Source organism: Amycolatopsis sp. CA-211722, assembly GCF_056828465.1.
In genome coordinates this window covers 2,550,945-2,567,428 of the sequence record NZ_CP184752.1, presented here as the reverse complement: position 1 = coordinate 2,567,428, position 16,484 = coordinate 2,550,945, and the positions used below count along the sequence as shown (strand labels likewise).

Here is a 16,484-nt window from a genome sequence, read left to right as displayed (position 1 = left end):
CCGTCGTGGGTAACCCGCTTGTCGCCGAGGTGAAGGATTCGACCAAGGCGTACACCGGCTCGTCACTGCTGGAGTCGGCGTTCGAACTGAAATCGGCCATCGAAAGCGGCGACTGGGCCTCGGTGGCGCTGGGCGCGGTCGGGACCGCGCTCGACGCGCTGTCGATGGCGATGGACCCCTTCGGCGCGATCCTCGCGAACGGCGTCGGCTGGCTGATGGAACACGTCGGCCCGCTGAAGGAGGCGCTCGACGCGCTCACCGGCAACGCCGACGAGATCGCCGCGAACGCCGAGACCTGGATGAACATCGCGACCGAACTCGGCGACGTCGGCGCGGATCTGGCCGGGATGGTCTCCGCCGATCTGCAGAGCTGGACCGGGGTTTCGGCCGACGCTTACCGCGCGCAGGCCAAGGACACGGTCACGCTGCTGGAGTCGGCGAAGGCGGGTTGCGAAGGCGCGTCCAGCGGAGTGAAGACGGCGGGCGAGGTCGTCGCCGCCATCCGCGCGCTGGTGCGCGACATCATCGCCGAGCTGATCGGGCATCTGATCAGCTGGGCGCTCCAGGTGCTGTTCACCCTCGGGATCGGGCTGACCTGGGTGGTCCCGCAGGTGGTCAACGCCGTGGCGAAGACCGCGAGCAAGATCGCGAACCTGACGAAGAAGACCGTCAAGGCGCTCCAGGCGCTGATGCCGCTGCTGAAGCGAGCGGACGATCTGTTCGACAGCGCGGCGAAAGCACTGAAGAAGCTCCAGCCGGGCAAGGGCGCGCCCGCGCCGAAGCCGAACAAGCTGGACGAGGGCACGACGCCCAAGAGCAGCCCCGACGGCGGGGGTACTTCGCCGTCCGGCGCGGGGCCCGGCAAAACCGATCCGCCGCCGGTGAAGTCGGATCCGCCTCCGCCGCCGAAGAACGAGACCCCGGACGGGCCGACCACGCCGTCCGGCTCGCCGCCTCCGCCGCCGAAGGACCGCGGTGGCCCGAAACCCGAGACGAACAACCGGATCAAGGACAACGAAACCACCCCGGGGGACCGCGTCCCGCCCAAGGACCGCGGCGGCTGCGGCGACCCGGTCGACGTCGCGACCGGCTCGATGATGCTGACGCAGGACGACGTCGTGTTCGCCGGTGTCCTGCCGTTGACCGTGTCGCGGACGCATCTCTCGTCGTACCGCCTCGGCCGCTTCTTCGGCACGTCGTGGGCGTCCACTGTGGACCAGCGGATCGAGGTCGAGGACGACGGGCTGCACCTCGCGCTCGCCGACGGGACGCTCCTGTCCTACCCCGTCCCGGTTTCCGGCCCGGTCCTCCCCGAATTCGGACAGCGGCTTCCACTGTCCAAAGTGGACGACGGCTACGCGGTGACCACTCCCGACGGGATGCTGCTCTTCTCCGGCCCCGGTGATTCCCTTCCCCTGCGCGCGATCGTGGACGGTGACGGCCACCGGGTCTCCGTGCACTACGACGACAACGGCGTCCCCCGCGAGCTGGAGCATTCCGCGGGGTACCGCCTGCTCGTCGAGTCGAAGGACGGGCTCGTCACCGCGCTTCGGCTGCCCGGCGCGGAAACCGCGCTGCGCGGCTACCGGTACGACGAGCGGCGCCGGCTGGTCGAGATCACCGACGTCGCGGGGCAGCCCCTCCGGTTCACCTATGACGCCGAAGGCCGGATCGTGCGCTGGGAGGACGTCGACGGTCGCTGGTACGGATACGGCTTCGACTCCGCGGGCCGCGTCGTGCGGGCGCAGGGCACCGGCGGCTTCCTCGACGTCGACATCGAGTACGACCGCGAAAACCTGGTCACCTCGGTCACGAACTCGCTCGGGCACGTCACCCGGTACCAGCTCGACGCACTGCACCGGATCGTCGCGGAGACCGATCCGCTGGGCAACACCACGCGATACGAAATCGACCGCTTCGGCAAGCTGCTCAGCCGCACCGACGCCTTGGGCCGCACCACGCGATGGGAGATGGACGGCGACGGGAACGTCGTCACCGTGCGGCAGCCCGACGGCGGCCGCGCGCTCGCCGAGTACTCCGCGCCCGGCCGCTGGACCAGCCGGACCGGGCCGGACGGCGCCGTCTGGCGTCGCGAGTACGACGAGCGCGGGAAGCTCGTGCGGGCCACGGACCCGACCGGCGCCGTCACCACCTACGGCTACGACGACGCGGGCAACGTCGCGGTCGTGACCGACGCGCTCGGCGGGGTCACCCTGATCGAGTCGAACGCGGCGGGCCTGCCGGTCGCGGTCACGGACCCGCTCGGCGCGGTCACCCGGTACACCTACGACGAGTTCGGGCGGACCACCTCGGTCACCGATCCGCTCGGCGGGGTCACCCGGACGAAGTGGGACGGTTTCGGCGAGATCGCCGAGCAGATCGACCCGGACGGCTCCGTGTGGCGCTGGAATCGCACGACGGCCGGTTCGGCGGACGAAGCCGTGGACGCCCGCGGGCACACGGTGCGCACCGAGTACTCGCAGTTCGACCTGCCCACCGCCGAAGTCGGCCCGGACGGCGATCGCCTGTCCTATGCCTACGACACCGAGCTGCGGCTGGTGTCGGTCACCAACGAGCACGGGCTCGTCTGGCGTTACGACTACGACGCGGCCGGGAACCTGGTCAGTGAGACCGATTTCAACGGCCGCACCACCCGATACGGCTACGACGCCGCGGGGCAGCTGGTGTCGCGCACCAACAGTCTCGGCCAGACGGTCGCCATCGACCGTGACGCGCTCGGCCGCGTCGTCGGCCGCCACGCGGGCGATGACGTCGCGACGTTCACCTACGACGGCGCCGACCGGATGACCTCGGCGCGCAACGCGCATTCCGAGGTCACCATCGCCTACGACGCGCTGGGCCGGATCGTCTCGGAAGCGCTCAACGGCCGGGCCGTCCTCTCCGAGTACGACGCCATCGGCCGTCGCGTCGCGCGGCGCACGCCGTCGGGCGCCGAGTCGTTCTTCGCCTACGACGCGGCGAGCCGCCCCGTCGCCCTGCGGACCGCCGGGCGCACCTTGCGGTTCGGGTACGACCCGGCGGGCCGGGAAGTGTCACGGCGGCTGGAGGGCACGGCGGTCGAGCTGCGCCAGGGCTGGGACGCCGCCGACCGGCTGACCTCGCAGACCGTTTCCACCGGCCGGGGTGTCGTGCAGCACCGCGAATACGGCTACCTGCGGGACGGACTCGTCTCGTCGATCTCGGATTCGCTGTCCGGGCCGCGGTCGCTGCGCGTCGACCGGGCGGGCCGCGTGGTCGACGTCCAGGGGCAGGGCTGGCGGGAGAGCTACGGCTACAACCTCGCGGGCGCGCTCACGCAGGCGGGCTGGCCGGGCGCGGATCCGGCCGTCGGACCGCGGGGCTACCAGGGCACCCTGATGACCGGCGCCGGGTCGACGTCGTACTTGCACGACACCGAGGGCCGCACGATCGCGCGCCGGGAACCCGGGCGAGCCTGGACGTATCAGTGGAACTCCGACGACCGCCTGACCGGCGTCGTCACCCCGGACGGCGAGCGTTGGCTTTACCACTACGACGCGCTCGGGCGGCGGATCGCCAAGCAGCACCTCGACGTCCACGGCCGGATCCTCGAACAGATCGACTTCAGCTGGGACGGCTCGAACCTCGCCGAGGAGATCCGCGGCGGCACCGCCGTGGTCTGGGACCTGGAGCCGGGCACGGAACGGCCGATCACGCAGATCGAGCGGATCCCCGGACAGGACGCCCGGTTCCACGCCATCGTCACCGATCTCGTCGGCTCACCGAGCGAACTGCTCGACGAATCGGGCGAGGTCGCCTGGCATCTGCACACCTCGTTGTGGGGCAAGGTGCTTTCGCCGCCGGGGCGGGCGTACACGCCCTTGCGCTTCCCCGGCCAGTACCACGACCCGGAAACCGGGCTGCACTACAACTTCAAGCGCTACTACGACCCGGCGACCGGGCGATACCTCTCGCACGACCCGCTCGGCCTCGAACCGGCGTCGGACTCGCTGGCCTACGTCGGCAACCCGACGGACCTGATCGACCCGCTCGGCCTGGCGCCGACGAAACCGAAGACGGGCACCTGCGGCAAGGGTTCCCGCGGGGGCGGCGGCAAGACCAAATCGTCGGGGAACCGGGTCACCAAGCCGAAACCGGCGCCGGGGCCGAAGAAGCCGAGGCGTCCGCCGCAGAGCTACCTCGACGGCACGCACGGCGCGAAGAAGCGTGAGCAGAACCGGCTCACCGCGAAGTACGACAACGAACTCAAGGCCGACGGCCGGGAGAAGGTCTCCGGAGATTCCCACGAGTCCGAGCACCCGGTCCCCTACGAGTCGATCGGCCGTGGCAGTGGCGGCGCACGGGGTTCGAGTCACGAGCAAAAGGACCTGGAGAACCACGCTTGGGCGTACCAGGAGGCCAAACCCGCGCACTCGTCGCATATCGGTACCGGTAACAAGGGCGACCAGGACCTGACCGAAGGTTCGGCGAAGCCGAGCGGCTTCAAGAACAGCCAGGACTACCGGGACTCCGAGCGCAACGCGCTGGAAGGCGGGGACGCGAACACCGCGATCCAGCTCAACCAGCTCGACTACGCGTTCCGGGACGGGTTCAAGAACACCGACGGCACCCTCGACGGCAAGATCGCGGACGACTCGTACCACAAGATGATCGACGACGCGCACGCCAGCGGCAAGGGCCTCACCTACTCGACCGGCCCGGGTACGACCGCGACCACGCCGCCGCTGTCCAGCCACGACGTCAAGGAACTGCACATGACCCGGGACACCATCCGGGACGGGGACTGGCCCGAGGAGATGAAGCGGCAGAACCGCGAGACCTACGAGCAGGAAGTCGACCGGATCCACGACAACTACCCGGAGCCGAGCGCGGCCGACCGGGCGAAGTACCAGACCGGCGAGGGCGGCTGGGGCGACCTGGATTACGGCAAGAAGGACCCGAACGCGATGGACGTCGACTGACGCGTTTCGTCCTCTGGATGCGGTCCTTGCGTGTGCAACTACCGCATCAAGAGGACGAAACGCGGGGCGTCAGGCGGCGGCGAGGGAGACGACGCGGTTCCGCCCGCTGTTCTTCGCCTGGTAGAGCGCGGAGTCGGCGACGTGCAGCAGCCGTTCCAGCACGGTCCCCCCGGACGGGTAGACCGCGGCGCCGATCGACACCGAAAGCCCCCGTACGACGCCCGTCCCCGAAGCGGTCGCGACCTCGACTTCGAGCGCCATCACCGCTCGCCGCACGCGCTCGGCCACGGGGAGCACGTCGGTCTCCGTCGCACCGGGAAGCAGCACGACGAACTCCTCACCACCGAAGCGGCCGACGGAGTCGTAGTCGCGGACGTGCTCGGAGATCGTCTTCGCGACGGCCTTGAGCACGACGTCCCCGGCGAGATGCCCGTAGGCGTCGTTGACCTGCTTGAAATGGTCGAGATCGAGCATCAGCACGCCGAGTTTGCTCTTCGCCCTGGCCGCCGACGTGAGCTCCCGTTCACTCAGCACGTGCCACGCGTGCGCGTTCAGGACGCCGGTCTTGCCGTCGATGTTCGCCGCGATCTCCAGCTGCCGCACCAGCACGCTGCGGTGCAGCACCAGCACCGGCAGCAGGACGAACGGCACGAGCGCGGGCGCGTGCACGATGCCCAGCGCGGTCGAGGTCCCGAGCACCAGTGTGGTGATCTCGAGCAGGTTGTCGTCGCCCGTGCCGAACAGCTCACGCGGGGCCATGGCCCCGGTGTGCAGGTACACCGACAACGCCACGACGAACGCGTTGACCACGGTGAACACGGCCGCCGCCTCGACGATCTTCAGCGAGCCGGCGAACCCGACGGGCAACCCGTCCCATCCGGAGACGATGGCCCCCGAAGCCAGGCAGGAGATCACGATCGCGGCCGCGCAGTACACCACGCGATACGCCGGGCGGTGGCTCATCCCCCGCCACACCCGGAGCCAAAGATGCAGGTAGATGAGCAGTCCGAGGGCCAGCGCGAGCCCCTGCGGCAGGACGAGCACCCCCGCGAACGTCCACACCGAGGTCATGTTGATATGCGGCCGGTCACAAAGCGTGCGCCGTAACCGTTCCACCGAACGCGAAAGCTCGGCCTGCAGGATGGCCAGGCCGAGCAGTGATCCAAATCGGACGAATTCCGTAGTCTCGTAGTTCGATCGGAGCAGGGCGACTACGGCGACTGCCGCCGCAAGTCCTTCCACCACAAGAAAAACCGCGGGCACCCCGCGTGGTCCGGACCATAAGTCCCAGTTTCGGACCCAGGTTCTCAGACGTGTACCGGCCCCTTCTCCGGCGAGTTCCGTATCCCCCATAATCATCGTCACCGGTCCCCCTTCCGTACACATTTCAATGTATCCGAGGTAGTACTGAGGGTGGCTCGCGTCATTTCCGGAACACACAGATGGAGCAGTGGGAGGGAGGACCATCATGAACGGTCGCGAGGACTGATCCCATCGATTCAGCCGGTCCGGCCACCGGCCGGAAGCCAGATATCGGGGCCGGTGGCGATGGCGCGTTTCCAGGCCATCGCCATCGGCCCCGCCGAGGCCACGGCCACCGTCGCGGCCACCCCGACGGCCACGAACGGGCCGGTCAGCTGGGCGAGACCGCCCGCGAGCATGATCCCGATTCCTTGTACGGTCACCAAACTCGTCGAGGTCAGACCCATCACCTGCGCCCGGACACCGTCGGGCACCGCGCGGGCCATCAACGCGACCGCCTGCAGGTGGTACGGCGCCGCGAAGGCCCCGCTGAGCCCGATCAACACCAGGCAGACCGGTAGCGGCGGACGAAAGAAGAGAAAGACCAAAGGAACGACGGATGCGACCGCGAGAATACCGACCATTCGCGTTTTCCGTCGCGCCGGAACCCATTTCGTGAAGATCCAAGATCCGATTACCGAACCCACCGGATCCGCCGCGAGAATAAGCCCGACCGCGAAAGTCCCCGCCCCGAGGCCGACGGCGAGCGGCGCCGCGAGCCCCTCCGGCGCGATGGCGAACCCGGCGAGCATCTTCAGCCCGAAGAGCACCCGGATTCCCTTGCCCTGCCACAGTTCTCTGGCACCTTCCCCACTGAAAGCCCGCGCCACCCGGCTTTTCACCGAAGATTCCGCAGCGACAGGCCGCCGACGACGAACCCCTGTGGACACCAGCAGTGCCGAGACCACAAAGGTCACCGCGTCGATCACCAGCCCCCAGTAGGGCGTCACGAACCCGATCACCAGCCCGCCGCCGCCGAATCCGGCGAGCTGTGCCGTTTGGATGGTGATCGTGCGGACGGCCAGCCCGGCGACGTAGCGGTCGCCTTCGAGGACGTCCGGGAGCAACGCGAGCTGCGCCGCCCGGAACGGGCCGCCCGCCATCGTCAGGACCACCAGCAGCCCCGCCAGCACCGAAAGCGGCATTCCCGGCACGGCCATCAGGGCCGCGATCGCCGCGCGCAGCAGGTCGCAGACGATCATCACCGTCCGGCGCGGATACCGGTCCGCCAGACCGGCGAACAGGGTGCCGCCGATCAGTGTCGGCAGATACGTCAGGCCGTAGGTGAGCCCGGTCAGCCCCGCCGAAGCCGTTCTTTCCCAGACCAGTACCGACAACGCGACCCTGGCCAGCTGGTCACCGGCCTGCGAAAGCGCTTCGGCCGCCCACAACGCACGGAACTCGCCGACCGCGAAAGCGGCCCTGAACGCGGTGCCCCGAGCGGAATCCCCCTTCTCCATGAGCCCCTCCCCCTGGCTCACGGTAGTCGATCACTTCCGCAGTGTCAGCGGCCATCCGGACCACGACGTCCGTCAGTGTCCACTGTGGACAGGCAGTTTCGCGTGGTCCACCGCGGCGCGGGCGAAGGCCTCGACGAGCGGATGCGGCCGGGTCCCGTCACCGGCGAGTTCCGGCTGGAACAGCGACGCCACGAAGAACGGATGCTCCGGCAGTTCCGCGATCCGTGCGTCGCCCTCGTCGTCGAATCCACTGAAGACCACGCCGTTCGCCGCCAAGGTGTCCAGGTGCCGGACGTCGAGACCGTACGAACAGTGGTACCGCTCGACGGAACGGTCCGCCCCGAGGATCCGCGCCGCGAGCGTGCCCGGGGTGACATGGACGGCGCCCTCGTGCCCGACGAGCGAGCAGGCCAGCGGGACGATCAGCCGATCGGCCGATTCCGGCGCGTTCTCCGCGTGCCCGATCCCGCCGAGGCCGCAGACGTTCCGCGCGTATTCCAGCAGCGCGTGCTGGAAGCCGGCGCAGGTGCCGAGGAACGGGATTCCGTTCTCGCGGGCGGCGCGCACCGTCTCCACCGCGCCGGCTTCGGACCGGTAGGGGCTGCCGGGCACCAGCCAGACGCCGTCGAAACCGGTGACGTCGCCGACGGCGTCCGTCGGGAGCCAGTAGGCGTCGAGTTCGAGACCGTCCCGCTCGGCGAGCCGCGCGAAGAGCGTCGGGATCCGGACGTGGGAGCGGACGCCGTCCGAACGGTCGCCGACCAGGGCGATCCGGGCTTTCTCTGTCATACGGCCATCCTGACCCGCGAACCGAGTTCAGCGCCAACGATGATCAGTGGTGGGTCGATAAGCGATACTGATGACCATGGAGACCCATCTGCTCCGCACCTTCGTGGCGGTGGCGCGCGGCGGCTCGTTCTCGCGTGCCGCCCGCGACCTCGGCTACACGCAATCCGCGATCTCCCAGCACATCGCCGCGCTCGAACAGGACCTCGGCACCACGCTGCTGACCCGGCGGCCCGTCACGCCGACCCGGGCCGGGGAACGGCTGCTCGAACACGCCGGCCCGCTGCTGACCCGGCTCGACGCCGCCCGCGCGGATCTCGCCCGCCTCACCGCTGCGCCCACCGGCCGGGTCGTCCTCGGGCTGACCCCGCTGTCGCTCACCGCCGACGTCGCCGCCACCGTGCGGCGCGGCACCGAACTACGCGTCCTCGGCCGGGAAGACGTCCTGACCGAGATCGCCGCGGGCGCGCTCGACCTCGGTCTGGTCGACGGGATGACCGCGCCGAGCGATCCGCTCCCGCTGCCGGACACCGGACCGCTCACCACCACCGTCGTCGGCGAACGCCCGCTCGCGGTCGCGCTCCCGGCGGGCCATCCGATGACGGGCCGGGCCGTCCGGCTGGCCGAACTCGCCGACGCCGGGTGGATCGACGCACCGGACACCGCGATCCCCTTGGCACGGTTGAGGAAATCCGCCTCGACCGACGGGTTCCGCGGCCGGCTGCGGTACACCGGGACCGACGTCCGCGGTCTGCTCGGCCTGGTCGCCGCCGGTCAGGGACTGGCGCTGCTCCCGGCGGACGTGCTCACCGGCGTGGACACGCTTTCCCTGTCCTCGCCGCGAGTGGTGCACCGCACCGAACTCGTGCACGGCGACCCCGGCGAGGGCTCCGCGCTCGCCGCCGCGCTGACCGGTCAGCGGCCGTAACTCATCATCCCCTGCGCCATCTCCATCGCCAGCGAACTCGCCACGACGGGATCCATCATGCTTCGGAGGCTCTCCGCCGCCTTGTCCCGCGAGCCGAGGTCGGATCGCGGCTGCTCCGGCGGTTTCGTCTCGGCGGGCGGCAGGGCGACGACCTGCTCCTTGGCGGGCTTCTTCTTCGTCGCGGGCGCCTGCTGTTTCACGGTGACCGGGACGTAGACGGTCACCGGAGCGGCCTGCGGCGCGGGCGGCGCGGCAGGCGGCGCCGGCTGCTGGGTCGCCACGGCGGGCAGCGGCTGCTCGGGCAAGGCGGTGTCGTCGACCGGCTCGACGGCGAAGGTGCCGGCGAACCAGCCGATCGCGAGCAGCGCCACCCCCGCCCCGCCGACCAGCCACGACCGGGCGCGGCGGTGGATGACGACGGCCTTGGGCCGCAGATCCTTGTCCACGACCGGCTCGCACACCGGGGGCCGCACCGGCATCGGCTCCGGCTCGATCTCGTTCTCCGGGCTGCGCCGCCGCTTCGGCAGGCTGGCCGCGATGATCCCCGTCCGGTCCAGGAGCTCGACGGTCTCGACGGGCGCGGAGAAGGCGTCGGTCGACGGACGGCGCTGGGCGGCGCGCGGCATGGGGACCTCCGGAAGCGGAATCACGAACTTGAGCATTGTGGTGCATTTCCGACGCCGCCGTAAGTAACGCACCCCGATCGAGTTATCCCGAGCCGTCCGGAGCACGGAGGGTTACTCCATTCAGAGCCGTTTCATTCCCAGGCGCCCCAACAGGGCGAGTGGCCGCTGGTAAAAGGAGCCGAGCACGCGGGGAATCGCGTCGATGGCATAGGCGTCCGGTCCGATCAGGATCCGCGCCGTCCCCCGTTCGATACCGCGCACGATCGTCTGCGCGGCCTTCTCCGGCGTCGTCCTCGCGATCTTTTCGAAGCCCTCGGCGGCTTTGTCGATGTCCCGTTCGACGCCACCCCGCGCGTCACGCGCGATATTCGTCTTGATGCCACCGGGATGCACGCAGCTGACCTTGACCGGATGCCGGGCGATCAGCATTTCCTGCCGCAGCGCCTCGGTGAACCCCCGCACCGCGAATTTCGCCGCGTTGTAGGCGCTCTGCGTGGGCACCCCGATGAAGCCGAACACGCTCGAAAGGTTGACGACATGCCCGTCACCCGAAGCGATCACCTGCGGCAGAAACGCTTTCGTGCCGTTGACGACGCCGCCGAGATTGATCCCCATCAGCCAGTCGTAGTCGTCCCAGGTCATTTCTTCGACCGTGGCCCCGAGCGCGACCCCGGCGTTGTTCACCACGATGTTGGCGCCGCCGAAATCCACGGCGACCTCCTCGGCGTGCGCGAGGACGGCGTCGCGGTCGGCCACGTCGAGCGCGTACGCCTTCGCGGTCGCGCCCGCCTTCTCGCACTCGGCCACGGTCCCGGCCGCACGGACGGCGTCGACATCGGAAAGCGCCAGCCGGGCACCCCGCCCCGCCAGTTCGATCGCGAGCGCCTTGCCGATCCCCGAGCCCGCGCCCGTGATCACCACGACCTTGTCCGTGAACGACTTCATACCCGCTCCCAACCAGCTCGACTGTTACCGGAGGTAACACATACTACGGCTGTGCGGCTGCGTTCGCGGGCCCCTTATGGTGACCTGGAAACCGGACCGCCGTGGACGAGCGAAGGGAAGGCGATGCGCCGCGTCCTGTTGCTCGCCCTCTGTGCCGTTCTGTCCGGTTGCGCCGCCGCGCCGGATCCCGCCGCCCCCGCCGAGCCTCGCATCAATCCGGCGATCGGCGCGCTCTTCCTCGACGGGACGCATTTCTGCACGGCCAGCGTCGTCCACAGCGGCCCCGGCGACCTCCTGCTCACGGCGGCGCACTGCCTCCACGACGGCGAAGGCGGCGATTACGCGACGGGGATCTCGTTCGCGCCCGGCTATCACGACGGTGTCGCGCCCTACGGCTATTGGGACGTCTCGGATCCGCGGGTTCCCGACGGCTGGGCCGAGTCCTCCGACCCGGATCTCGACGTCGGCTTCGCGACCGCCCATCAGAGCGGGAGCACGAAGACCCTCGAAAGTGTCACCGGCGCCAACACGCTGCTGACCGGCGGCGGGTTCGCCCATGCGATCACCCTGACCGGTTATCCCGACGAACGGGAGGCACCGGTCGTCTGCCACGGCTCGAGTGCCCAGGCCGACACCTACCAGATGCGCGTCGCGTGCCCCGGTTTCACGACCGGCACCAGCGGCGGCCCGTGGGTGGTCGGCGCCGACCCCGAGACCGAACTCGGCACCGTCGTCGGCGTGATCGGCGGCTACCTGTACGGCGGGGACGATCCGGACACGTCCTACAGCAGCTACTTCGACACCGACGTCGCCACCTTGTACCGGAAGATGGACGCCCGGGGATGATCTCCCCATGAGCATCCACGACGTCCCGATCACCGGCGAGCCGATCCGCCTCGGCCAGTTCCTCAAACTGGCCAACCTGGCCGAAGACGGTTCGCACGCCAAAGACCTCCTCGACGCCGAAGAGGTCACGGTCAACGGCGAGGTCGAGGTCCGGCGCGGCCGGCAGCTGACCAACGGCGACGTCGTGGAGGTCGGCGGCGAAGGCGGCCGCGTCGTCCTGGGCTGAAGGGGACTTTCCCCGCGTGCGATGTGGGGAAAGCGCCCTTCACCGCGTCAGATGAGGGGAAAGTCCCCTTCAGCGGCCCTGCAGCGGCGCCAGGCGCAAAGCCCGCGCGAGTGCTTCGAGCTCGCGGTGCACCGGTTCGTTCAGCGGAACCCCCAGCGCCTGGCACTGTTCGAGGTACTGCGCCTCGCGCCAGCCCGGATAGCGGACCGGGGCGCCGCCCTCCCAGCCGAGCAGGCTGCCGAACAGCGCGCTGGCGGCCTTGTAGAACCCGTCGGCGCTGCGCAGCGTCGTCGGCGCGATGGCCATCACCATCAGGCCGGTGTCGTGATCGTGGTCGCCGACGCCCGACAGCACCCCGGCGAAGATCTCCACCAGCAGGGCGAACCCGGCGACGGCCGCGCTGTCTACATCCGCCAGTGTCTCCAGGTCGAGGACGAATTCCGGATACGCCCCGGCCGGGGCGGCCATGCCGAGCGGATTCGCGGCCTTCCCGAGCTCACCGCCCGCCGCCATGACGAGCCCGATCATGGTGTGCGGCAACGCCCTCGCCGCATGGTGCCCGGCACGGCCGAACGGGCCGACGCCGCGGACCGACATGAGCCCGACGCCGTACCGGCCCGCCCGGGACACCGCGCGGTCCATCGCGTCGCCGACGGCCCACAGCCCCGGCGCGCGGCGGTAGTCGATCAGGGCCGCGGCGCCGCGGTCGGCGATCATCAGCGGTTCGGCCCTCGGCCGCACCGTGCCGTCGACCAGCATCGGCAGATGCAGCCGGGTCAGCTCGGCGACACCGGACTCCGGCGTTCCGGTGAGATCGCCGTGGCACAACGCTTCGGCGGCCATCCTGGCGCGCGACCACGGCAGATCGTGTGCGGTGAAGACCTCGGTGACCAGGTCGATCAGGGCGTCGATCGGGACGCGCTGCCAGACCTGTTCCGGAATCGGGGTGGGTTCGGCCGGTTCGGGGATCGGCTCGACGGGCGCACGGCGAAGAGAGCGGGGTCTGAGGGGCACTCCGCCGAGGGTGCCCAACCGCGTTTTTCGGCGTCAACGAACCAGGGCAGCTTCTAACCGACTGTGTGATCGAAGCACTCGGAAACGTCGGTGGCCGGACGTACCATCGGGCCATGTGCCGGAACATCACGACGCTTCGAGGGCTTGAGCCGGCGGCGACGCCGGACGAGATCGAGGCCGCCGCCCGCCAGTACGTCCGCAAGGTGTCCGGGGTGCAGAGCCTGTCGGACGCCACCCGCGAGCCCTTCGAGGCCGCTGTCGCCGAGATCACCGAGATCACCCGGCGGCTGCTGTCCGAACTGCCCGCCCGCCGCCAGCCTCCGGCGACGGTGCCACCGTTGCGCCGCCCCGAGGTCCAGGCGCGAATCGCGGCGAAGGCCGCGAAGAGCCAAGCTTCCTGAACTCCGGCGGTTACGGTGAGCGGGTGACATACCCGCAAGACCCCTACGGTCAGCAGCAGCCCTACGGTCAGCCGTATCAGCAACCGGGCTACGGGTACGGCCCGCCGCAACCGCCGCAGGAACAAGGTCTGGCGATCGCGGCACTCGTCGTGTCGATCGCCAGCCTCGTCGCGTGCAGCGGGCTGCCGTCGATCGCGGGCGTCATCATGGGACATATCGCGCATTCCAAGGCCAAACGCGGGGAAGCCGGCGGTCAGGGGATGGCGCTCGCGGCGATCATCATCGGGTACATCGGCGTCGCGATCATCCTCCTGCTCTTGGCGGGCTTCCTCTTCGTGGGCATCCTGACCGACTGGGACTTCGACTAGTCCATCCATGCCCCCGCCACCACCCTCAACGGAAAGCTGCGCTTCGACCAGATCCGAAGCGTTTCCCCAAAGCCCCGTCGGATACCCTCGACAGCGGTAGCGTGTCCGAGCGGCCGAAGGAACATGTCTTGAAAACATGCGAGGGCTCTGTCCTCCGTGGGTTCGAATCCCACCGCTACCGCCAGTCTTGACCACGACGGCGCCCCCGGGGGCGCCGTCGTCTCCACTACCCTTCCGGCATGCCCAAGTACCTGCTGCTCAAGCACTACCGCGGCGCTCCGGCGGCGGTCAACGACGTGCCGATGGACCACTGGGCCCCGGACGAGATCACCGCGCACATGAACTACATGAAGGACTTCGCCGCCCGGCTCGTGGAGACCGGTGAGTTCGTCCTGGAGCAGGCTCTCGCGCCCGAAGGCACCTTCGTCCGGTACGACGGCGAGGGCAAGCCGCCGGTCACCGACGGCCCCTTCGCCGAGACCAAGGACCTCATCGCGGGCTTCATGATGATCGACGTCGACAGCCACGAGCGCGCCCTCGAACTCGCGGCCGAACTGTCGGCCGCGCCGGGAGCGGGCGGAAAGCCGATCCACGAGTGGCTCGAACTGCGCCCGGTCCAGAGCGAGCAGCTCGTCGTCACGGAGTGAACGCCGAGCTGGACGAGGCCCTCCTCCGGAGTCTCACGCCGAACGTCCTCGGAATCCTTTGCCGCCGCGGCGCCGACTTCGCGGCCGCCGAGGACGCCGTGCAGGAAGCGCTGATCGAAGCAGTCCGCGTCTGGCCCGGCGACCGGCCGAAGGACCCGAAAGGCTGGCTCGTCACCGTCGCCTGGCGCAAATTCCTCGACATGGCCCGGTCGGACGCCTCCCGTCGCCGTCGCGAAGACCTCGTCGACGAGGAGCCCTCCCCCGGCCCCGCCCCCGCGGTGGACGACACGCTGCAGCTCTATTTCCTGTGCGCCCACCCGTCGCTGACGCCGTCCTCGGCGGTCGCGCTCACGCTGCGCGCCGTCGGCGGGCTCACCACCCGCCAGATCGCCGAGGCGTACCTGGTCCCCGAAGCGACCATGGCGCAGCGCATCAGCCGGGCCAAGCGCACCGTCTCCGGCGTGCGTTTCGACCAGGCAGGCGACGTCGCGACCGTGCTCCGCGTGCTCTACCTGGTGTTCAACGAGGGTTACTCCGGCGACGTCGACCTCGCCGCCGAAGCCATCCGGCTCACCCGCCGTCTCTCGGCCTCGATCGACCATCCCGAGGTCGCGGGCCTGCTCGCCCTCATGCTGCTCCACCACGCCCGGCGCGCCGCGCGGACGGCGCCCGGCGGCGAGCTGGTCCCGCTCGCCGAGCAGGACCGCGGCGAATGGGACACACGCCTGATCGCCGAAGGCGTCGAGATCCTGCAGGCGGCGCTGGCCCGCGACCGGCTCGGCGAGTTCCAGGCACAGGCCGCCATCGCGGCGCTCCACGCCGACGCGCCCACCGCCGGGGAGACCGACTGGCCGCAGATCGTCGAGTGGTACGACGAACTCGCACGGCTGACCGGCAGCCCGGTCGTCCGGCTCAACCGCGCGGTGGCCGTCGGCGAGGCGGACGGCCCGCGCGCCGGTCTGGCCGCGCTCGCGGAACTGGACGACTCGCTGCCGAGGTACGCGGCGGTGGCGGCATACCTGCACGAGCGCGACGGCGACCTGGCGACGGCGGCGCGGCTGTACGGCGAGGCCGCCGGCAAGGCGGCCAACCTGGCCGAACGCGCCCACCTGACGCGTCAGGCCGCGCGTCTCAAGAAGTGATCGGCGGCAGGCGCGGAAGGCCGTCGATCTCCGACAGGTGATCCAGCACGCGCCCGAAAACCTGCCCCATCACCCGCTGTTCTTCGGGGCTCAGCAGGTCGATCAGATGCTCCCGGACCCCCTCGACATGCGTCGGCGCGGCGCCCTCCAGCAGCTCCGCGCCGCTTTCCGTCATCTCCGCGACGACACCGCGTTTGTCCGCCGGGTCGCGCGTGCGGCGGATGAGCCCGTCGGCCTCCAGCCGGACCATCTGATGCGAAAGCCTGCTCTTGGTCGAGCCGAGCAGGCTGGCCAGCTCCGTCATCCGCATCCGCCGGTCGGGCTGGAGCGACAGGCAGACCAGGACCTCGTAGTCGGCGAGGGTGACGTCGTGACGGTCGGAGAGTTCGCGATGCAGGCGCTGCCGAAGCCGCATGGTGGCGACGATGTACGAGCGCCAGGCGACCATCTCGGACTCGGACAGCCAGCGCACTTCCTTCTGCTCCACCGCCATCCACGCAGAGTAGAGCGTTGATCGCACAAGGCGCATACCCACCGGTCACTTTTCGGCCCGTGAAAAACCCGGCGGGACATTCGCCCGAAGGAGGGTTACGAAAAGGTTGAGACTCGGCGAGAAAAGGCGCATTCTGCTTGTCAGCGGATGGTCGGGCAAGTAGCGGGCGATCTCCTCGAAGGTCGCCGGGCCTGCTCCCCAGCCGGGAAGGATCAGGTGATGGTATGGCGGGTGATTCTCGCGGTTGACCGCCTGCTGTGTCCCCGCGACCGGAACGGAAAGAACCGGGTCGGTCGCGACTGCGAACAGCGATGAGCGCGGGCATCTCAAGATGCGCTC

The 16,484-nt window shown here is 69.8% G+C and carries 15 protein-coding genes and 1 tRNA gene; 9 read left to right on the top strand and 7 right to left on the bottom strand.

The genetic code is table 11. From position 1 onward, the window contains the following. The first annotated feature begins 5 nt into the window (after positions 1–5). Entirely contained in the window at positions 6–4,961 is a 4,956-nt protein-coding gene (locus tag ACOCEP_RS12565; RefSeq protein ID WP_482337385.1) for an RHS repeat-associated core domain-containing protein, read from the top strand. A 69-nt stretch (positions 4,962–5,030) separates the two neighbouring features. Here the strand turns inward: ACOCEP_RS12565 and ACOCEP_RS12560 are convergent, their stop codons facing one another. From ACOCEP_RS12560 to ACOCEP_RS12550, 3 genes are all read right to left on the bottom strand, one after another. Continuing rightward, on the bottom strand, positions 5,031–6,206 hold the full coding sequence (locus ACOCEP_RS12560; RefSeq protein WP_482337384.1) for a GGDEF domain-containing protein: 1,176 nt from the start codon (positions 6,204–6,206) through the stop codon (positions 5,031–5,033). 254 nt (positions 6,207–6,460) lie between these two features. After that, positions 6,461–7,723, bottom strand: a complete 1,263-nt coding sequence (locus ACOCEP_RS12555) for an MFS transporter (protein ID WP_482337383.1) — start codon at positions 7,721–7,723, stop codon at positions 6,461–6,463. Positions 7,724–7,795: 72 nt separating this feature from the next. Then, positions 7,796–8,512, bottom strand: a complete 717-nt coding sequence (locus ACOCEP_RS12550; protein ID WP_482337382.1) for a CTP synthase C-terminal region-related (seleno)protein — start codon at positions 8,510–8,512, stop codon at positions 7,796–7,798. 70 nt (positions 8,513–8,582) lie between these two features. Here ACOCEP_RS12550 and ACOCEP_RS12545 point away from each other — a divergent pair, with 70 nt between their 5' ends. After that, positions 8,583–9,437 (top strand): LysR family transcriptional regulator, encoded by an 855-nt coding sequence (locus ACOCEP_RS12545; protein WP_482337381.1) that lies wholly within the window; start codon positions 8,583–8,585, stop codon positions 9,435–9,437. On the opposite strand, the gene ACOCEP_RS12540 is transcribed toward ACOCEP_RS12545, so the two are convergent. Together ACOCEP_RS12540 and ACOCEP_RS12535 are read right to left on the bottom strand one after the other, a co-directional pair. Further along, complete coding sequence (locus ACOCEP_RS12540) at positions 9,425–10,087, bottom strand: hypothetical protein (protein ID WP_482337380.1); 663 nt, start codon at positions 10,085–10,087, stop codon at positions 9,425–9,427. The two genes, ACOCEP_RS12545 and ACOCEP_RS12540, sit on opposite strands and share 13 nt — an antisense overlap. Positions 10,088–10,183: 96 nt before the next feature. Next, a complete protein-coding gene (locus ACOCEP_RS12535) occupies positions 10,184–11,008 on the bottom strand; it encodes an SDR family NAD(P)-dependent oxidoreductase (RefSeq protein WP_482337379.1) in 825 nt (274 codons plus the stop codon). Between the two features lie 123 nt (positions 11,009–11,131). On the opposite strand from ACOCEP_RS12535, the gene ACOCEP_RS12530 reads away from it, so the two are divergent. Together ACOCEP_RS12530 and ACOCEP_RS12525 are read left to right on the top strand one after the other, a co-directional pair. Next, positions 11,132–11,854, top strand: coding sequence for a trypsin-like serine peptidase (locus ACOCEP_RS12530; protein ID WP_482339699.1), 723 nt, complete (start codon positions 11,132–11,134; stop codon positions 11,852–11,854). Between the two features lie 7 nt (positions 11,855–11,861). Then, complete coding sequence (locus tag ACOCEP_RS12525; protein ID WP_016330720.1) at positions 11,862–12,080, top strand: RNA-binding S4 domain-containing protein; 219 nt, start codon at positions 11,862–11,864, stop codon at positions 12,078–12,080. A gap of 69 nt (positions 12,081–12,149) precedes the next feature. On the opposite strand, the gene ACOCEP_RS12520 is transcribed toward ACOCEP_RS12525, so the two are convergent. After that, positions 12,150–13,094 (bottom strand): Ldh family oxidoreductase, encoded by a 945-nt coding sequence (locus tag ACOCEP_RS12520; RefSeq protein ID WP_482337378.1) that lies wholly within the window; start codon positions 13,092–13,094, stop codon positions 12,150–12,152. A 113-nt stretch (positions 13,095–13,207) separates the two neighbouring features. Between ACOCEP_RS12520 and ACOCEP_RS12515 the strand changes: the two genes are divergently transcribed. The 5 genes from ACOCEP_RS12515 to ACOCEP_RS12495 all read left to right on the top strand — a co-directional run bounded on the left by ACOCEP_RS12515 (position 13,208) and on the right by ACOCEP_RS12495 (position 15,652). After that, positions 13,208–13,495, top strand: a complete 288-nt coding sequence (locus tag ACOCEP_RS12515) for a DUF2277 domain-containing protein (protein WP_482337377.1) — start codon at positions 13,208–13,210, stop codon at positions 13,493–13,495. A gap of 23 nt (positions 13,496–13,518) precedes the next feature. After that, the gene (locus ACOCEP_RS12510; protein WP_482337376.1) at positions 13,519–13,863 is read left to right on the top strand and encodes a DUF4190 domain-containing protein; all 345 of its coding nucleotides are present in this window, start codon (positions 13,519–13,521) and stop codon (positions 13,861–13,863) included. A 95-nt stretch (positions 13,864–13,958) separates the two neighbouring features. Next, positions 13,959–14,047 (top strand) — tRNA-Ser (locus tag ACOCEP_RS12505). Between the two features lie 55 nt (positions 14,048–14,102). Then, positions 14,103–14,510 carry a YciI family protein gene (locus tag ACOCEP_RS12500; RefSeq protein ID WP_482337375.1) on the top strand — a complete coding sequence of 136 codons (408 nt, stop codon included), beginning with the start codon at positions 14,103–14,105 and terminating at the stop codon, positions 14,508–14,510. A gap of 8 nt (positions 14,511–14,518) precedes the next feature. Further along, positions 14,519–15,652, top strand: a complete 1,134-nt coding sequence (locus ACOCEP_RS12495; protein ID WP_482339698.1) for an RNA polymerase sigma factor — start codon at positions 14,519–14,521, stop codon at positions 15,650–15,652. Here ACOCEP_RS12495 and ACOCEP_RS12490 read toward each other — a convergent pair. After that, positions 15,642–16,145 carry a MarR family winged helix-turn-helix transcriptional regulator gene (locus ACOCEP_RS12490; protein WP_482337374.1) on the bottom strand — a complete coding sequence of 168 codons (504 nt, stop codon included), beginning with the start codon at positions 16,143–16,145 and terminating at the stop codon, positions 15,642–15,644. The two genes, ACOCEP_RS12495 and ACOCEP_RS12490, sit on opposite strands and share 11 nt — an antisense overlap. Between the last annotated feature and the right edge of the window lie 339 nt (positions 16,146–16,484).

What these genes read in the sequence shown, in the direction of transcription:
- ACOCEP_RS12555 (WP_482337383.1), bottom strand. Translation starts at nt 7,723, where the DNA reads ATGGAGAAGGGGGATTCCGCTCGGGGCACCGCGTTCAGGGCCGCTTTC.
- ACOCEP_RS12550 (WP_482337382.1), bottom strand. Translation starts at nt 8,512, where the DNA reads ATGACAGAGAAAGCCCGGATCGCCCTGGTCGGCGACCGTTCGGACGGC.
- ACOCEP_RS12545 (WP_482337381.1), top strand. Translation starts at nt 8,583, where the DNA reads ATGACCATGGAGACCCATCTGCTCCGCACCTTCGTGGCGGTGGCGCGC.
- ACOCEP_RS12535 (WP_482337379.1), bottom strand. Translation starts at nt 11,008, where the DNA reads ATGAAGTCGTTCACGGACAAGGTCGTGGTGATCACGGGCGCGGGCTCG.
- ACOCEP_RS12530 (WP_482339699.1), top strand. Translation starts at nt 11,132, where the DNA reads ATGCGCCGCGTCCTGTTGCTCGCCCTCTGTGCCGTTCTGTCCGGTTGC.
- ACOCEP_RS12525 (WP_016330720.1), top strand. Translation starts at nt 11,862, where the DNA reads ATGAGCATCCACGACGTCCCGATCACCGGCGAGCCGATCCGCCTCGGC.
- ACOCEP_RS12515 (WP_482337377.1), top strand. Translation starts at nt 13,208, where the DNA reads ATGTGCCGGAACATCACGACGCTTCGAGGGCTTGAGCCGGCGGCGACG.
- ACOCEP_RS12500 (WP_482337375.1), top strand. Translation starts at nt 14,103, where the DNA reads ATGCCCAAGTACCTGCTGCTCAAGCACTACCGCGGCGCTCCGGCGGCG.
- ACOCEP_RS12490 (WP_482337374.1), bottom strand. Translation starts at nt 16,145, where the DNA reads ATGGCGGTGGAGCAGAAGGAAGTGCGCTGGCTGTCCGAGTCCGAGATG.